The 15,659-nt window shown below is 50.4% G+C and carries 16 protein-coding genes; 13 read left to right on the forward strand and 3 right to left on the reverse strand.

The window, feature by feature from the left end; translation table 11 throughout:
- Positions 1-149: 149 nt before the first annotated feature.
- Positions 150-743: a cyclic nucleotide-binding domain-containing protein gene (locus BM185_RS13860; protein ID WP_177203576.1), complete on the forward strand. Its 594-nt coding sequence runs from the start codon at positions 150-152 to the stop codon at positions 741-743.
- Here the strand turns inward: BM185_RS13860 and BM185_RS13865 are convergent.
- Positions 681-1,697: an AbrB family transcriptional regulator gene (locus tag BM185_RS13865; RefSeq protein WP_177203577.1), complete on the reverse strand. Its 1,017-nt coding sequence runs from the start codon at positions 1,695-1,697 to the stop codon at positions 681-683. The genes BM185_RS13860 and BM185_RS13865 overlap by 63 nt on opposite strands.
- 133 nt (positions 1,698-1,830) lie before the next feature.
- On the opposite strand from BM185_RS13865, the gene gabT reads away from it, so the two are divergent.
- From gabT to BM185_RS13900, 7 genes are all read left to right on the forward strand, one after another.
- Positions 1,831-3,105: a 4-aminobutyrate--2-oxoglutarate transaminase gene (gabT, locus tag BM185_RS13870; protein ID WP_091964988.1), complete on the forward strand. Its 1,275-nt coding sequence runs from the start codon at positions 1,831-1,833 to the stop codon at positions 3,103-3,105.
- A 271-nt stretch (positions 3,106-3,376) separates the two neighbouring features.
- Positions 3,377-4,129: a trypsin-like peptidase domain-containing protein gene (locus BM185_RS13875; protein WP_091964990.1), complete on the forward strand. Its 753-nt coding sequence runs from the start codon at positions 3,377-3,379 to the stop codon at positions 4,127-4,129.
- Positions 4,130-4,372: 243 nt separating this feature from the next.
- The gene (locus BM185_RS13880; RefSeq protein ID WP_091964992.1) at positions 4,373-4,651 is read left to right on the forward strand and encodes a type II toxin-antitoxin system RelE/ParE family toxin; all 279 of its coding nucleotides are present in this window, start codon (positions 4,373-4,375) and stop codon (positions 4,649-4,651) included.
- A 10-nt stretch (positions 4,652-4,661) separates the two neighbouring features.
- Positions 4,662-4,949: a HigA family addiction module antitoxin gene (locus BM185_RS13885; RefSeq protein WP_036148342.1), complete on the forward strand. Its 288-nt coding sequence runs from the start codon at positions 4,662-4,664 to the stop codon at positions 4,947-4,949.
- A 176-nt stretch (positions 4,950-5,125) separates the two neighbouring features.
- Positions 5,126-5,404 carry a type II toxin-antitoxin system RelE/ParE family toxin gene (locus BM185_RS13890; RefSeq protein ID WP_091964994.1) on the forward strand — a complete coding sequence of 93 codons (279 nt, stop codon included), beginning with the start codon at positions 5,126-5,128 and terminating at the stop codon, positions 5,402-5,404.
- Between the two features lie 10 nt (positions 5,405-5,414).
- Complete coding sequence (locus BM185_RS13895) at positions 5,415-5,729, forward strand: HigA family addiction module antitoxin (RefSeq protein WP_091964996.1); 315 nt, start codon at positions 5,415-5,417, stop codon at positions 5,727-5,729.
- 152 nt (positions 5,730-5,881) lie between these two features.
- A complete protein-coding gene (locus BM185_RS13900) occupies positions 5,882-6,115 on the forward strand; it encodes a type II toxin-antitoxin system Phd/YefM family antitoxin (RefSeq protein ID WP_091964998.1) in 234 nt (77 codons plus the stop codon).
- 96 nt (positions 6,116-6,211) lie between these two features.
- Here BM185_RS13900 and BM185_RS13905 read toward each other — a convergent pair whose 3' ends face one another.
- Together BM185_RS13905 and BM185_RS13910 are read right to left on the reverse strand one after the other, a co-directional pair.
- The gene (locus tag BM185_RS13905; RefSeq protein WP_091965000.1) at positions 6,212-7,384 is read right to left on the reverse strand and encodes a CaiB/BaiF CoA transferase family protein; all 1,173 of its coding nucleotides are present in this window, start codon (positions 7,382-7,384) and stop codon (positions 6,212-6,214) included.
- An 11-nt stretch (positions 7,385-7,395) separates the two neighbouring features.
- Positions 7,396-8,574: an acyl-CoA dehydrogenase gene (locus BM185_RS13910; protein ID WP_091965002.1), complete on the reverse strand. Its 1,179-nt coding sequence runs from the start codon at positions 8,572-8,574 to the stop codon at positions 7,396-7,398.
- A 232-nt stretch (positions 8,575-8,806) separates the two neighbouring features.
- Here BM185_RS13910 and BM185_RS13915 point away from each other — a divergent pair, with 232 nt between their 5' ends.
- The 5 genes from BM185_RS13915 to BM185_RS13935 all read left to right on the forward strand — a co-directional run bounded on the left by BM185_RS13915 (position 8,807) and on the right by BM185_RS13935 (position 15,653).
- A complete protein-coding gene (locus BM185_RS13915; protein WP_091965004.1) occupies positions 8,807-10,579 on the forward strand; it encodes a sensor histidine kinase in 1,773 nt (590 codons plus the stop codon).
- Positions 10,576-11,931, forward strand: a complete 1,356-nt coding sequence (locus tag BM185_RS13920; RefSeq protein ID WP_091965006.1) for a sigma-54-dependent transcriptional regulator — start codon at positions 10,576-10,578, stop codon at positions 11,929-11,931. The genes BM185_RS13915 and BM185_RS13920 overlap by 4 nt, the downstream gene beginning before the upstream one ends.
- Positions 11,932-12,211: 280 nt before the next feature.
- Positions 12,212-13,168 carry a TAXI family TRAP transporter solute-binding subunit gene (locus tag BM185_RS13925; RefSeq protein ID WP_091965008.1) on the forward strand — a complete coding sequence of 319 codons (957 nt, stop codon included), beginning with the start codon at positions 12,212-12,214 and terminating at the stop codon, positions 13,166-13,168.
- A gap of 3 nt (positions 13,169-13,171) precedes the next feature.
- Complete coding sequence (locus BM185_RS13930; RefSeq protein WP_091965010.1) at positions 13,172-13,639, forward strand: DUF1850 domain-containing protein; 468 nt, start codon at positions 13,172-13,174, stop codon at positions 13,637-13,639.
- A 1-nt stretch (position 13,640) separates the two neighbouring features.
- The gene (locus BM185_RS13935; protein ID WP_091965012.1) at positions 13,641-15,653 is read left to right on the forward strand and encodes a TRAP transporter permease; all 2,013 of its coding nucleotides are present in this window, start codon (positions 13,641-13,643) and stop codon (positions 15,651-15,653) included.
- The last annotated feature ends 6 nt before the right edge of the window (positions 15,654-15,659 follow it).

A 15,659-nucleotide genomic window follows, 5' to 3' on the forward strand; every position in this document is an offset into this window, starting at 1 on the left:
TCTAAGGCGTTAGGATTTGCATTTCAGCTTAACAAAGGTTGCCTGTGTTTGCTGTTAAAGATCAAAAACTTTAACCAGGTCAGGTTTTTTCCAGTTAAGGCTCTGCTATGCTTGGGGTTTACACGTTTACAACATGGAAAGGCAGGCTGATGAAACAGATCAATACCCTGAGACACAAAATTATCCAGTTGTTGAGCCGCTTGGAATTCTTTAAGAGTTTTCCGGATACTGATAAACAGCTCCTGGTTGAAGGCAAGGGCATGATTGTCTTGGCTGAAGAGGGTGAATATGTCATCAAGCAAGGGAGTGTCGACCCAACACTTTACATTCCACTCAGTGGTGAGTTGGAAGTGCGCATGACCAATCAGTCCGGCAAGGAAGTTCGTATTGCCAGCATTCCGCCCGGTGAAACCGTAGGGGAGGTCGCTTTCTTAACAGATAGTCCACGCACGGCCAGCGTGGTAGCTGTTCGTCAGACCGTTTTATTTCGCTGTAACCGCGTTGCCTTGCGTAACCTGGCACCAACAGCCAGGGAAAGGATTAAGGACCAGATTATCCTCAAGCTGGTAGAGCGTTTGGAGCATCAAAACCGTGAATTGAGTAACAAAGGCGGCGTTGCCAAGCCTGCTGCTCCAGCGGCGGACACTGAAACAGCCAAGCAAAAGAAAGCGTCTGAGGAATCAGTTGCGCAAGAAGGGGAAGAAAAAGGGGATAAGGAGCATCAAAGCGAGGATACGAAATAGGTGGTGAGCAGCAATAAATACCGGGTCTATACCCAAGGCCAGAGCGACCATGGCCATTTCGCCTATGCCTCCGGGTGTCATGGTCAGTAAGGCAGTTGGAAAAGGCAGGCCTAGTAGCCAAACCATTAAAAAGGCAGCAAAGCTCGCCATTACGAGAGCAACCAGGGTGGCTCCCAGGGCATGCTTTCCCAGCCAAAGTATTTCTTTAATAGGCATACCGTAGAAGCGTGCGCCTATAGACCCTCCCAAAACCATAAAGGTAGCTGCAACCAGATAGGGACCACCAGAAAAGGGGTAGCCTGCCAGAGCTGCGGCCACGCTCATAAAAAGCGGTGCGGTAAATTCAGGTGTGGGAAGGCGTAGCTGTTTACCCAGCCACCAGGCTGGAAAGATGCCCAGCAGCAGCCATAGATTTTCGGTGGACTGAAAGAGCGGGTTTTCATCGACATCAGGTGCGGTATAAAACAGCCAGAACAGGGAGGGTACTAAAAGCACCACGAAGGTTAGGCGCAGAGCATGAGCTAAAGCAATTTTACGTTCATCACCGCCTGCCTGCCCGCCGATCAGAATCATTGAAGTCATGGCTCCAGGCACAGCTGAAAACCAAGCTGAAGCCTTATCAAAACCGGCCACCTTGCGAAAATAATAAGCTACGCCAAAAATAATCAGTAGAACACCTAAGCTTAAAAGTGCCAGACTCGCAGGCCAGCTACTCGCTTGTTGCAGTGTCTCCTGACTGGTTTGCCCACCCAAAACCATGCCCAGGCTACCTAAAAAGACAGCGCGGATACGCGGTTTGATGCCTACCGGTAATCCATAGAGGGAGACCAGTAGATTGGCTAGCAGGGGGCCCAACATCCAGGCCAGAGGGATTTGCAGCCAATGGAAAACCAGGCCACCCAGAAGGCCGACCCAAAGGGTGTTGAAAAGTCTGATGGCAACCGAAAAATGCACAGGGCTTTTCCAGAACGGGGAAGGTTTGAAAGGCGTGAGAATAACAGAAATAGCCGGGGTGGTCATAAGTGGCCTTCAGGTGCTACCTTTGCAAGAGAAGCATCCCGTCCTTGACCTTTGGAGTAGAAAGATTATGAGCAAAACCAATGCAGCCCTGATCGAACGCAAGAACCAGGCCGTTGCCGCCGGTGTTGGTCTGGTCCATCCTGTTTTTTTGGATTCTGCCGAGAATGCAACGGTTAAAGACGTGGAAGGCCGAGAATACATCGACTTTGCCGGTGGCATAGCCGTTCTTAATACCGGTCACCTGCATCCCAAGGTGAAGGCCGCTGTTGCTGAACAGCTGGAAAAACTTTCACATACCTGTTTTATGGTGATGGGTTATGAGCCCTATGTTGAAGTTTGCGAAAAGATTAATGATCTGGCGGTGGGTTCTGGCCCCAAAAAAACAGCTCTTTTCACCTCTGGTGCGGAAGCAGTAGAAAATGCGGTTAAAGTTGCCCGCGCCCACACTGGCCGTACCGGGGTGATTGCCTTTGGTGCTGCCTATCATGGTCGTACCCTGGCGACTCTGGCCCTTAACGGCAAGGTGGCTCCCTATGCTTCAGGTATGGGCCTGATGCCGGGTGATGTCTTCCGTGCGCTCTATCCTTGCGAGCTGCACGGTGTAACCACCGAGGATGCTTTGGCTTCCGTAGAGCGCATCTTCAAATTTGATGCCGAGCCAAAAGATATCGCCGCGATTATTCTGGAACCTGTTCAGGGTGAGGGTGGCTTCTATGTAGCTCCGAAAGAATTTATGGCTGGCCTGCGCAAACTCTGTGACCAGTATGGCATCGTCCTGATTGCCGACGAAGTACAAACCGGCGCTGGGCGTACCGGCACCTTCTTTGCCATGGAGCAGATGGGTGTAGAGCCGGATATCACCACCTTTGCCAAATCCATTGCCGGTGGTTTCCCCTTGTCAGGCATTGTGGGTAAAGCAGAAGTGATGGACTCCATTGCACCCGGTGGCTTGGGTGGCACCTATGGTGGTAGCCCCATAGCCTGTGCCGCTGCCCTGGGTGTTTTCCAGGCGTTTGAAGAAGAAAAGCTGCTGGAACGCAGTCGCAAGGTAGGTGAAACCATTACTTCCGAGCTTAAAGCCTTGGCCAAAGACTACCCAGTTATCGCCGACGTGCGCGGCCTGGGAGCGATGATTGCTATGGAGTTCTTTACCAAAGAGGGCAAGCCGGACAGTGAAATGCCCGGCAAGATTCTGACCAAAGCTCGCGAGAAGGGCTTGATTCTGCTTTCCTGCGGCCTTTACGGAAATGTAGTGCGTATTCTGGTACCTCTCACCGTGCCCGACGAGCAGCTGCAGAAGGGCCTGAAGATTATTCGTGAGTGTGTTAGCGAACTAGCCTAATAATCCCTGGTTTTTTCAACAGCTCGGGGCGTTTAGTCACTTTATAATAGCCGGCTAAACCGCCTCGAGTTAACCGCCACCGCAGGATGCGCGTCGGAAAAAAGCGCAAATTAGTCAACCCGCAGCGGTGTGGTCACCCTAGTCAGGCAAGGAGTTACAGAGATATGGAGTTATCGATTCAATTTAAAACTACCCTGCAGCTTCACAAAACAATACGGACCAGCGGACGCTAACGCGACGCTGACCTATGGTCGTTAGATATTGGTGAAATATGATTGGAATATCTGAACCATCAGTCAAATCATTGTTTATCGAAATGCGATTCAATGATCAGCCATTGGCTACGGGCACTGCATTTTTGGTAAATGGAAAGAATGGTCCTCTATTAATCACAAACAGGCATAACGTGACAGGGCGAAACCCATATACCGGTGAACCGCTATCTAGTACGGCGGGTGTACCAAACCAAATGGTGATAGTACATAACCGAAAAGGGAGATTAGGTGAGTGGGTCACACGAACTGAGCTGATCTTAGACCCTGAGGAAAATCCTTTGTGGATCGAGCATCCTACATTAGGCGGGGATGCAGACTTTGTTGCTTTACCTCTGACGGCTCTGGATGATGTGGAAATAGTTCCATATGATGTATTTAACACCGGCCCGAAGTTCAATGTTGGTCCAGCTGATATTCTTAGCGTCGTAGGCTTTCCTTTTGGTCTGCAAGCAGGTGGATCTTTGGCGGTTTGGGCTACTGGATTCATGGCTTCGGAACCTGATGTTGATTTCAATAATTGGCCTGTATTTCTTATTGATTGCCGAAGCCGCCAAGGGCAATCGGGATCGGCAGTCATAGCACACCGTGCTGAAGGGACGGCAATGATGATTGATGGCAAGCTCGGAAGCTTTACGAACACTGTTTATAAATTCCTCGGCATTTATAGCGGACGAATAAACAAAGAGTCAGATTTAGGTATCGTTTGGCGGGCATCCGCTATTCAAGAGCTTGTTGAGTCTATAGAGTGATCTAACAATCACACTAAATGCGATAATGTACTTGCCCGACACTCGCAAGCTCGCACGGTTTATGTGAGGCGTTCTGGCTGTAGAAAAACCTCCCTGGCTATGCTGAAATGAAGCATCCCTGGGCACTTGAAAAATGAACAACAGAGTGCGAGCTGTTGGTAGAAAAAACTGGCTGGAAAGAGGTTTTTCTACAAGTTCGTTATGTGAATTGACACCTGATACGTTGCAGGGTACGCTCTAAGAATGATACGAAGCTTCAAACACAAGGGTTTGGCCAAATTTTTCAAGTCCGGCAGCACTGCAGGGATTCAGGCCGCTCACGCAAAAAGGCTTCGTCTTATTCTCGGTAGATTAAACGCAGCATCGGATGCTAAAGACATGGACTTGCCAGGCCTTCGGCTGCACGAACTCTCCGGCAATCGCGTCGGCATATGGTCAGTTACCGTTAGCGGTAACTGGCGAGTGACCTTCCGATTCGAAGATGGGGGTGCCGAGATTGTGAACTATGAAGATTATCACTGAGGTACCGTCAATGTTGATGCACAACCCTCCCCACCCTGGTGAAGTATTGCGAGAACTTTGTCTTGAGCCACTCGGCCTCTCCGTTACGGCTGCTGCAGAGGCATTGGGCGTTAGCCGCAAGACTTTGAGTGCCGTGTTGAACGGCAAGGCGGGTATCAGTCCCGAAATGGCTATCCGGCTCTCTATCGCTTTCGACACCTCTGCAGAAAGCTGGCTGAATCAGCAGTCCCAATATGAGCTCTGGCATGCTGAACAACATCGCAAAGAGCTCAACGTGAAGAAGCTTGTTGCAGCCTGAAGCCGCACATCAAGGTCATGCACCGGATGCCAAAACCTCCGCTTTGATCTTGCACCCATAAAATGGACACCTAGCTCCATACCAGCTGCAAATGCGGGCGTTATGCTTCTTCTTCCAGCCAATAGCCCCAGATAGTAACGCTTTACGTTATTGTTGCGTGGCGTTATTATTAATCCATGATCATATCATTCAAGTGTAAGGATACAGAGAAGCTTGCAGGCGGGCGTCGCGTCAGACGTTTTGTCAATTTTGAGCGCGTTGCCTTGAGGAAAATTCGCCAACTCCAGGCTGCAAATCAGCTTGATGATCTTCAAGTGCCGCCCGGCAATATGTTGGAGCCGTTGCATGGTGACCGCCAAGGTCAGCACAGCATTCGAATCAACAAGCAATTCCGGGTTTGCTTCCGCTGGACCAAGGCCGGTGCGGAAGACGTCGAAATTGTCGATTACCATTAGGAGGCAACTCATGCGCAACATTGATCCCGTAACGCCAGGCGAGCTGCTCAAAGAAGAGTTTCTAGAGCCGATGGGCATTTCTCAATATCGTCTCGCTAAAGAAATTGGTGTGCCAGCCCAGAGAATAGGCCAGATTATTGCCGGAAAACGTGCGGTTACGGCAGACACCGACCTGCGACTTTGCCGCTTCTTTGGTTTGTCCAATGGGTATTGGTTGCGTGCTCAGGCCGCCTTTGACATTGAAATTACGGAAGATGTCCTTGAAGATCAGTTGAAGAATATTCGTCCTTGGAGTGTTGTTTCAGAAATCGGGCACAGAGCATAACCAACGGCTGCACAGCGACTGGCCTTCCGCCGCTTCGCGGCTCCAAACCGACGCGTGAGCTGGCAGTTTAAATTACCGCATCAGTTACTTGCATACTATATTGTACATGCTGTGCTTGTCCTATATCTTGTACAAAAGAGGCGGTAAGAACCATGAGAGTCATAAGTTTCTCTGACGCTAGAAACAAGCTGAAAAGTGTTTTGGATCAGGTTGTTGGCGATGCTGACTACACCATTATTACCCGCAGAGACTCAGAAGATGTGGTGGTGATGTCCTTGGATCAGTTTAATGCTCTTATGGAAACTGTCCATCTGCTCAAAAGCCCAGCTAATGCTGCTCATCTGTCAAAATCCATTAAGCAGTACCGAGCAGCACGGTCTAACTGATCGTTGAAATTCTTTCATGGACTAGAGAAGCTGGGCACAAATTATCTGTGCTGGCAAACACAAGCTAAGAAAACGCTTAAGCGTAATCCCTGGATATCACTCACGGTTCAGTAACTCTTTTAAAACTTCCTCAGTATGCTCGCCGAGTAGAGGTGGCGCTGAACTGGAATTCAATGCTTGACCATCAAAACGAATCGGGTTGCTGACTAGACGTACTTCACCTGCCTCGGGGTGGGGTAGTTTCAACTCCATGCCTCGGTGCTGAACTTGAGGGTCGGCAAAAACCTGTTCCAGGTTGTTGATGGGCCCGCAGGGAACGCCGATTGCTTCCAGGGCTTGCAACCAGTCATCGGTTGTACGTTTTTTGACCAGAGGTTCCAGCAGGGGTAGCAGCTGCTCCCGGTTGGCAACCCGCTCTTGATTGCTGACAAAACGCTCATCTTGGGCCAGCTCTGGACAGCCTGCTTCCTGGCAGAAGCGTTGAAACTGGGCATCATTACCCACCGCCAAAATCATATACCCATCCGCTGTGGCAAAAGCCTGGTAGGGTACGATATTGGGGTGAGCATTTCCCAGCCGCCCAGGTACTTGACCCGAAGTCAGGTAGTTCAGAGCCTGGTTTGCCAAGACGCCAACCTGGACATCCAGTAAAGATAAATCAATATGGGTGCCCAGGCCGCTTTGCTGGCGCTGAAAAAGAGCGGCCAGGATGGCATTGCTGGCATAGAGTCCGGTAAAAACATCAGCAAAAGCCACGCCGACTTTAACCGGGCCGCCACCCGGCTCATCATCAGGCAGCCCGGTCAGGCTCATTAGACCGCCCATGCCCTGAATCATAAAGTCATAGCCTGCCCGTTGAGCGTAGGGCCCATCTTGACCAAAGCCTGTGATCGAGCAGTAGATGAGGTCCGGTTTCTTTTCCTTCAGGCTGGCATAGTCCAGGCCATATTTTTTCAGGCCGCCAACTTTGAAGTTTTCCACCAGGACATCACAATGATCGACCAGAGCCAGCAGGGTTTGCTGGCCGGCTTCCGTGGCAATGTCCACCGCAACCGATTTCTTGCCGCGATTGCAGGACAGATAGTAGGCCGCTTCTTGACTGTTTTTCAGCCAGGGTGGCCCCCAGCGCCGGGTGTCATCACCCTGGCCGGGGCGCTCTATCTTAATGACTTCAGCGCCCAGGTCGGCCAGTTGTTGGGTACACCAGGGGCCAGCGAGTATTCTCGATAAATCCAGGACACGTATGCCTTGCAGCGGCTTGGGCAACATGGTGTGGCTCCTTAGAAAAAGGCCTGCAAATCAGTTTGGGCACGACCCAAAATCAAGGCATGAACATCGTGAGTACCTTCGTAGGTATTCACTGTTTCTAGGTTGACCATATGGCGGATCACACCATATTCATCGGAGATACCGTTACCGCCGTGCATGTCGCGCGCTAAACGGGCGATATCCAAAGACTTGCCACAGTTGTTGCGTTTGATCAGCGAGACCATTTCCGGTGCCCAGTTACCCGCATCCATCAGGCGACCGACCTGAAGAGCCGCTTGTAGACCCAGAGCAATCTCGGTTTGCATATTGGCCAGCTTCAACTGAACCAACTGGGTTTGTGCCAGAGGGCGACCAAACTGTTTGCGATCCAGGGTGTATTGACGGGCTGCATGCCAGCAGAATTCAGCGGCACCTAACGAACCCCAGGCAATCCCATAACGGGCTTTGTTCAGACAACCAAAGGGGCCTTTTAGACCGCTGACATTGGGCAGCAGGTTTTCTTCAGGCACAAAAGCCTTGTCGAGTACAATTTCACCGGTGATGGAAGCTCGCAGGGATACCTTGCCTTCAATCTTGGGGGTGTTGAAACCTTCTGTTCCCCTGTCGACGATAAAGCCCATGATTTTACCGTCGTGGGCTTGAGATTTGGCCCAGACAATCGCCAGATCAGCGATGGGGCTGTTGGTGATCCACATTTTCTGCCCAGTCAGCAGATAACCACCTTCGGTTTTTTCGGCACGGGTGCCCATACCGGCTGGGTCAGAACCGGCATTGGGTTCAGTTAAGCCAAAGCAGCCAATCCATTCACCACTGGCCAGCTTGGGGAGGTATTTTTTCTTTTGTTCTTCGGTGCCGTAAGCTTCAATGGGGTACATCACTAGGGAAGATTGCACACTCATCGCAGAACGGTAGCCGGAATCCACTCTTTCCACTTCACGGGCAATCAGGCCATAGGCGACCGAACCCATGCCGGCACCGCCATACTCTTCGGCAACGGTACAGCCGAGCAGGCCCATTTCGCCCATTTCATTCATGATTTCGCGGTCAAAACGTTCCTCGCGAAAAGCACTGAGTACTCGTGGCTGTAACTGTTCCTGGCAATAAGAATGAGCGGCATCACGAACTTGACGCTCTTCGTCTGTGAGTTGCTGTTCCAATAAAAAAGGGTCTTGCCACTGAAAAGAAGTCATCGTTAGGTTACCTCGATAGAGTGAGTGGACAGAGCAGGTATCAATATATTTATTATAATAAATAGCGGAAATCAAGCGAAACTGCTTAAATTCCTGGCAGCTGAGCCTGAATCACTAGCTGTAAGCCAGTAATCACGCTCTGTGGGTGCCAATTGATGCCTGTGATAAGATTTACTTATTTTTGCGTTCCTTGCCTGGGGTGTCCCAGGCTGTCCATTGCTTAGGGTCAGCTATGCATAAGTCAGACAGATCCCTTTGGGAAATGCGCCGTATTTGGCTGGTCGGCTTCCTGCTGTTGCCATTTCTATTGGCTTTTGCGGCCTGGATCGGCTTTCAGCACGCTAAAGAGCAAGCCCTGCAACAAGCGGGTGAGCGCCTTAACCTCTACGCTAGCAGCTTTGAAGGGGCCATCAACAAGTATGACTATCTGCCCTGGATGATTGCCCAAACACCGGATGTCAGGCGTCTTTTGGATCACCCCGACTCGTCTTTGACTGATGATATCAATAGCTTCTTAGCCGACACGCGCAACACCTCACTGGCCGATGAGGTCTACCTAATGGATGAGCAGGGGCTAACCCTGGCATCTAGTAACTTTCAACATCCGGATAGTTTTGTCGGCAATAACTACCGCTTTCGTCCCTACTTTACAGAAGCCATTCGCTCGGGGCGGGGCAGCTTTTTTGCGATAGGAACTACGACCGGCTTACCGGGTTATTTTCTGTCTGAACGGGTGACCAGTGAAAGTGGCGAGCAAGCTGGAGTGGCCGTGGTAAAAGTGGATCTGGAACCGCTACAGGCCGATTGGCAGTTGGCTGCTGAAAAAGTTTTTGTTTCTGACAACAACAGTATCATCGTATTGTCGAGCCATCCGCAGTGGAAATATCGCTATATTGATGTTCTTTCTGAGGAACAGCTGGACGCTATCCGCCGCAACCGCCAGTTCGACACTGTTGAACTAAAACCTCTGGGTGTGCAACACAATAATCACTTTAAAGTTATGCCGGAAACCGATGGTGAAACCGCGGGTTATTTGAACCAGACCCTAGATCTGTCGCCATCAGGTTGGTCCATTCATTACTTAGTCCCGGTGCTACCTCTATACCAGTTTGCTTTGCTTGTTGCCGGGCTGGTACTGATTTTATATATCCTCTGCTTAACTGGTGTTTTGTGGATGCGTGAACGCAGTCGGCGAGCGCAGGCGGCTTTAAAAGCGGAGCAGCGTCTAAGGGCTTTGAACGACAGTCTGGAAGACCAGGTCAAGGAGCGTACTTCTGAATTGCAGCGTATCCAGCGTGAACTGGTGCAGTCAGAGAAACTGGCGGCCCTGGGAATTATGGCTGCCGGCTTGTCACATGAACTCAACCAGCCACTGACAGCGGTACGTACCTATGCAGCTTCTGGTCGCAAGCTGCTGACGCGGGCCCTGTATCAACAGGTGGATACCGCCTTGGACAAAATCATGACTCTGACCAGTCGTATGAGTGACATCACCTCACAGCTGAAGGTTTTTGTGCGTCAGGCACCTGCCTTATCCCAGCCGGTTGATTGGTCTGCACGGATCGATTTTGTGTTGGAAATGCTGGAACACCGTATACAGCAGCAACAGGTTAGCTTGCATGCCGACTACCCGCCTCAAGCGCTGGTTCGCGCCGATGATGCACGTATCGAACAGATATTGGTGAATCTGCTCAGTAATGCGCTGGATGCTGTCTCCTCTACACCTGATCCACAAGTCAAAATAAGTCTGCAAGAAAATAATCAGGGGTGGCTGTTGCAAGTGGAAGACAATGGCCCAGGATTTGCTTCTGAGCAGATCAAGCACCTCTTTGAGCCCTTCTACTCGACCAAGAATGTCGGTCAGGGTATGGGCCTGGGACTCTTTATTTGTTACGGGCTGGTGCAGGATCTTGACGGTCATATTCGGGCTGAATCGCCACCGGAAGGTGGCGCGCGCTTTGAAGTTTGGCTCCCATTTAGTGAACAGAAGGCAAGGGCAGCATGACACAGCTAGAGTGCAATCAGGTTTTGTTGGTGGATGATGACCCTGCGGTTCTTGAAGCCACACGACAATGGCTGGAGCTGTCCGATATTCAGGTGTTGACCTTCGATGATCCCCTGATAGCTGAAGAACACCTGGATGCAGATTTCCCTGGCATTCTGGTGTCCGACATTCGAATGCCGGGTATTAGTGGTATTCAGCTTATGGCTCAGGTTCAGGAAAAAGTGCCAGGCCTGCCGATCATCCTGATCACCGGTCATGGTGATATCCCCATGGCTGTGGAAGCTATACGTAATGGCGCTTGGGATTTTCTGGAAAAACCCTTTGATCCAGAACGTCTTGAAGAAATTATCCGCAAAGCCCTGATCACCCGTTCCCTGCAGTTGGAAAACAATCGTCTGCGTGCGGCCATGCATGACCCGGTCAAGAAGCGCTTGCTGGGTAAGAGTCAGGCCATGGTGACCCTGCGTCAACAGGTTCAACGCTTGGCCAAAGTGCAGGCGAACATTCTGATTCACGGCGAAACAGGCGCGGGTAAAGAAGCGGTGGCGCGCTCTCTGCATGAATGCAGCCCCAGAGCAAACAAACCTTTTGTGGCGATCAACTGCGGTGCGCTGACTCATGAGCTGGTTGAGTCAGAACTATTTGGGCATCGTAAAGGTGCTTTTACCGGTGCTGTGGAATCACGCCAAGGCAAGCTGGAGCTGGCTAGTGGCGGTACTCTCTTCCTGGATGAAATTGAATCCATGCCCTTGCCGGTGCAGATTAAATTGTTGCGTGCCCTTCAGGAGCAGCAGATAGAACGCATCGGCAGTAATCAATTGATTGACCTGGATTTAATTATTATTTCTGCAACCAAAATCGATCTGCTGGAATTGGCTGAACAAGGCCAGTTTCGAGAAGATCTCTACTATCGTCTGGCTGTTGCTGAACTGAGTATCCCGCCTCTGCGTGAGCGCCAGGAGGATATCCTGATGTTATTTGAGCATTTTGTTCAACAGGCAACTGAGGTGCACGACCTGACCAGTAATCAGCCTGATGCTGACTACTGCCGGGCGCTACTGCAGAACCCCTGGCGGGGCAATGTTCGGGAGCTGCGCAACAAGGCGACCCGCTTTGCTTTGGGTCTTGAATCCCCGAATCAGGATAGCCACTCCTCGGAAAGCAACTCTAGTCTGGCTACACAATTAGAAGCCTATGAGCGCTTATTAATCAGCCAGGCTTTGATCCGCCATCAAGGCAATATTCAGCAGGTGCTGGAAGAGCTGCAACTTCCCAGGCGAACACTCAATCAGAAGATGCTGCGCTTGGGCTTGCAGCGTGATCAATTGCTTAGCGAAAAGGAAACGCCCTAGGCAAGATTTGGCTTAAAGGAACTTGTCTATCGGCCAAATCTTGCTCAAAGAAGGCGCATTGACTGGCTGCTTGTCTTAATTCTTTGAGTGAACTCACCAGTTTCAGGTGAGGTGGGCTTGCTGGCATGCTTTCTGCTTGTCTCTTTCACTGCAATCTCAGCAAACACAATAAGACTAGGCAATTTCCAGAAACGACCCTACACTCAAAACGACCAGTGAATCCAAAAAACCACTGGGATGACGTGGGTTAGTTTTATAAAAATAACTAAGGAGACAAATAATGCGTCAATTCATTGCAGCCCTTGGGTTGGGGCTCTTGGTCGCCATTCCTGCGGCCCAAGCTCAAACGACTCTATCTATTGCTACCGGTGGTACGGGCGGTGTTTACTACCCGATTGGCGGCGGTCTCGGTGAAATGATCGGTCGTCATATTGATGGCTATACCGGCGTTGCTGAAGTAACAGGTGCATCCGTAGAAAACATGGGTTTGATCCATCGTGAAGATTCAGACCTGGCTTTAGCTTTGGCTGACACTGTCTATCAAGCCTATCATGGTGAAGGTCGCTTTGAAGGACGCGCCTTAACCGATATTAGAGCTCTCGGTTCGGTTTACCCTAATGCCATTCAGCTGGTTACTTTAAAAAATTCTGGTATTACATCTTTGAGTGACCTGCAGGGTAAACGAGTTTCAATTGGGGCACCTGGCAGTGGTACAGAAGTGAGTGCCAACACCCTCTTGCAAGCCAATGGAATCACTCTGCGCAATACTCAACGCTTGAACTTTAATGAAACAGCTGATGCCTTGCGCGATGGTGATATTGATGCAGGCTTCTGGAGTGTCGGCCCACCTACCAGCTCAATTATGAGCCTGGCAACAGCAAGAGACATCCATATTCTTAGCTTTACGGAAACTGAAATTGCTAAGGCTATAGAAGCTCAGCCTGTTTTCGCTCCTTTCACCCTAGCTGCAGGAACCTATGAAGGTGTCGATGAGGATGTGCGCACTATAGGTACGCCCAATGTTTTGGCCGTCAATGCTCGCATGTCAGAAGACCTTGCTTACCAAATTACTCGCATTCTGTTTGAACAGGTTGATGAGTTAAGGGCCATTCATTCGGCAGCCAATAGCACGACGGTTGACTTTAGTCTGGAAGCAACGCCTATCCCTTTGCATCCAGGAGCATTACGCTACTACCGGGAAACAGGTAAAAGCATTCCTTCACGTTTAGTTCGCTGATTTATGCTAAGAAATTTGCTGCTACTGGTCTGCTTGAGTGCACCCCAAGTAGCAGCAAATGATTATTGGCTGGTTATAAATCCGGATGCTTCGGCTTTACAAAAACGTATTGCCCTGCATGAAGGTGATGGCTGGTGCCTTCATTGGCAGCACTCAGTAGCTGGTTTTACCGTTAAAGATTGCTTCCGTATTGATGCAGGACGCCTGTTACTTGAATCCAGTCATCAGCCTGACTTTGCAGCAGGACTGGGCCATATTGAAGGTCGAGGTGTACAGGTTAGTGATGGTCGTGGAGGCTACTGGATTCGCGATATCAACAGTCCTTTGCCTCACAACTCTATGCGCCTTAGAGTTGGCTCGAAGGAAGTTAATCACCGCTTGGTTTTTGATGATCTGAATAAAATCTCCCTGAGTGAACCCTTTGCCAATCAGGGAATTGAACTATATTTGCAGCCTAGAACAGAGAATTAAAATGTCGGAAAAGCAGATCGTGGATGAATCGGTAGCCATTAAGCTCGACCGTTCAGGCCCTCGTTTAGCTGTCTTAGTAACCATCGTTTTGGCGATCAGTCTGTCGCTCTTCCAGCTGTATACTGCCGGTATTGATCCCCTGGGGCTTTTTTATCAACGCAGCATCCACCTTGCTGCGGTTATGATGCTGGCGTTTCTGATTTTTCCGCCTTTTAAAAATGTTCAACGAGGTTGGCTTCTGTGGAGCCTGGACCTGTTGTTCTTTTTTGCAGCAGCCTATTCCGGTTTTTATCTTGTTTACAATCTGGACGATATCTTTGCACGTGCAGGCTTTTGGTCAGATAAAGATGTCTGGATGGGTGTGATGACGACACTGGTGTTGCTGGAAGCAAGCCGTAGAGCTGTGGGGTTAGGGTTGACCCTGATCGGAGCCATTGCTCTGCTCTATGCTTTTGCAGGACCAAGAGGCGAGCTACCCTGGCTTGGTGAATGGCTGCCTGGCCTCTTAAGTCACCGGGGTTATAGCCTTGATCGGGTAGCTGCTCAGATGTATTTGGGGCAGGAAGGTATTTTCGGTATTCCTCTGGGCGTTGCAGCGACCTTTGTTTTCATTTTTGTTCTTTTTGGTGCCATGCTGGAAGTCACCGGTGCGGGACGTTTCTTTATTGATCTGGCTTTTTCGGCGACAGGCCGCCAGCGGGGTGGACCTGCCAAGGCTGCGGTTATCGCTTCCGCCAGCATGGGTTCCATCTCGGGAAGTTCTATTGCCAATGTGGTGACCAGTGGCGCCTTTACCATACCGCTGATGAAAAAACTGGGCTATAAGCCTGCTCAGGCCGGTGGCGTAGAAGCGGCTGCCAGTACCGGCGGGCAGATAATGCCACCCTTGATGGGTGCCGGTGCTTTTTTGATTGCTGAATACACCCGTCTTCCCTATTTGGAAATTATTAAGGTTAGTGTTTTTCCAGCGCTTCTTTACTTTGCAACCGTCTATCTTTTTGTTCACCTGATTGCGATCAAAAGGGGTATGCATGGCTTGCCTTCCAGCGAGCTGCCTCAGCTCAAAGATGTGCTGGCGCGAGGTTGGTATTTCCTCTTGCCGCTCTTGCTGCTGGTGTTCTTGCTGGTTAGTGGCTATTCGCCCATGCGGGTTGGCTTTTATGCAGTGGTTAGCATTATTGGCATTGCAGGCCTGAATGGTCTCTGGCAAGCCTGGCAAAGAGGTCAGAACAACAAAAACTTAACGTCAGAACTCTGGCAGGCTTCACTGGTTGGCGGTAAGAAGCTATTGATGGGCCTGGAATTAGGGGCTCGTAATGCTGTGGCCGTCAGTATTGCCTGTGGTGTCGCGGGTATTGTAGTTGCAGTCGTTGGCTTGACTGGACTGGGCCTGAAGTTTTCATCAATGATGGTTGCTTTTTCGGGTGGCAACCTGCTTATGGCCGTCTTCTTGGTGGCGATTGCTAGCCTTATTTTGGGGCTGGGCTTACCGGTGACTGCCAGCTATATTGTGCTGATTGTTCTGGTTGGTCCTGCTTTGACGGCTGAATTTGGTCTTTCCGTACTCGTTGCTCACCTGCTGGTGTTCTGGTACTCCCAGGATTCCAATGTGACACCGCCAGTGGCTTTGGCCGCTTTTGCAGCAGCAGCGATAGCGGGCAGTAAAACTATGGAAACCAGCGTCCAGTCCTGGAAGTTTGCCAAGGGGCTCTACCTGATTCCCTTGTTTTTCGTATTCAACCCGGAGCTAATTGTTGGGGCTTCACTTGAAGTCTTGATTTGGAAAGGGGTGCTGATCAGCTTGGGTCTGGTTGCCTTTGCTTCGAGTTTGGAAGGTTACCTGTTTACCTGGATGCAGGCCTGGATGCGTGTCCTACTGATGCTGGCAACCATTCTAGTGTTCTTCCCAGATATGCTCTTAGAAGCCATAGGGCTGGCAGTCATAGTGGTCTTGCTGATCATTAACTGGCTGCAGGGTCGCTTGCTGTCTTCAACTAACTCGGCTTCAGCCTGAAAGCTT

The sequence above is a fragment of the Marinospirillum celere genome, from assembly GCF_900112235.1.
In the GTDB taxonomy this organism is placed as follows: domain Bacteria; phylum Pseudomonadota; class Gammaproteobacteria; order Pseudomonadales; family Halomonadaceae; genus Marinospirillum; species Marinospirillum celere.

Bases quoted from the DNA above. Each gene is read 5' to 3' on its own strand.
- BM185_RS13930 (WP_091965010.1), top strand. From the start codon at position 13,172: ATGCTAAGAAATTTGCTGCTACTGGTCTGCTTGAGTGCACCCCAAGTA.
- BM185_RS13880 (WP_091964992.1), top strand. From the start codon at position 4,373: ATGATACGAAGCTTCAAACACAAGGGTTTGGCCAAATTTTTCAAGTCC.
- BM185_RS13910 (WP_091965002.1), bottom strand. From the start codon at position 8,574: ATGACTTCTTTTCAGTGGCAAGACCCTTTTTTATTGGAACAGCAACTC.
- BM185_RS13890 (WP_091964994.1), top strand. From the start codon at position 5,126: ATGATCATATCATTCAAGTGTAAGGATACAGAGAAGCTTGCAGGCGGG.
- BM185_RS13860 (WP_177203576.1), top strand. From the start codon at position 150: ATGAAACAGATCAATACCCTGAGACACAAAATTATCCAGTTGTTGAGC.
- BM185_RS13885 (WP_036148342.1), top strand. From the start codon at position 4,662: ATGTTGATGCACAACCCTCCCCACCCTGGTGAAGTATTGCGAGAACTT.
- BM185_RS13900 (WP_091964998.1), top strand. From the start codon at position 5,882: ATGAGAGTCATAAGTTTCTCTGACGCTAGAAACAAGCTGAAAAGTGTT.
- BM185_RS13925 (WP_091965008.1), top strand. From the start codon at position 12,212: ATGCGTCAATTCATTGCAGCCCTTGGGTTGGGGCTCTTGGTCGCCATT.
- BM185_RS13905 (WP_091965000.1), bottom strand. From the start codon at position 7,384: ATGTTGCCCAAGCCGCTGCAAGGCATACGTGTCCTGGATTTATCGAGA.
- BM185_RS13920 (WP_091965006.1), top strand. From the start codon at position 10,576: ATGACACAGCTAGAGTGCAATCAGGTTTTGTTGGTGGATGATGACCCT.
- BM185_RS13935 (WP_091965012.1), top strand. From the start codon at position 13,641: ATGTCGGAAAAGCAGATCGTGGATGAATCGGTAGCCATTAAGCTCGAC.
- BM185_RS13875 (WP_091964990.1), top strand. From the start codon at position 3,377: ATGATTGGAATATCTGAACCATCAGTCAAATCATTGTTTATCGAAATG.
- gabT (WP_091964988.1), top strand. From the start codon at position 1,831: ATGAGCAAAACCAATGCAGCCCTGATCGAACGCAAGAACCAGGCCGTT.
- BM185_RS13915 (WP_091965004.1), top strand. From the start codon at position 8,807: ATGCATAAGTCAGACAGATCCCTTTGGGAAATGCGCCGTATTTGGCTG.
- BM185_RS13895 (WP_091964996.1), top strand. From the start codon at position 5,415: ATGCGCAACATTGATCCCGTAACGCCAGGCGAGCTGCTCAAAGAAGAG.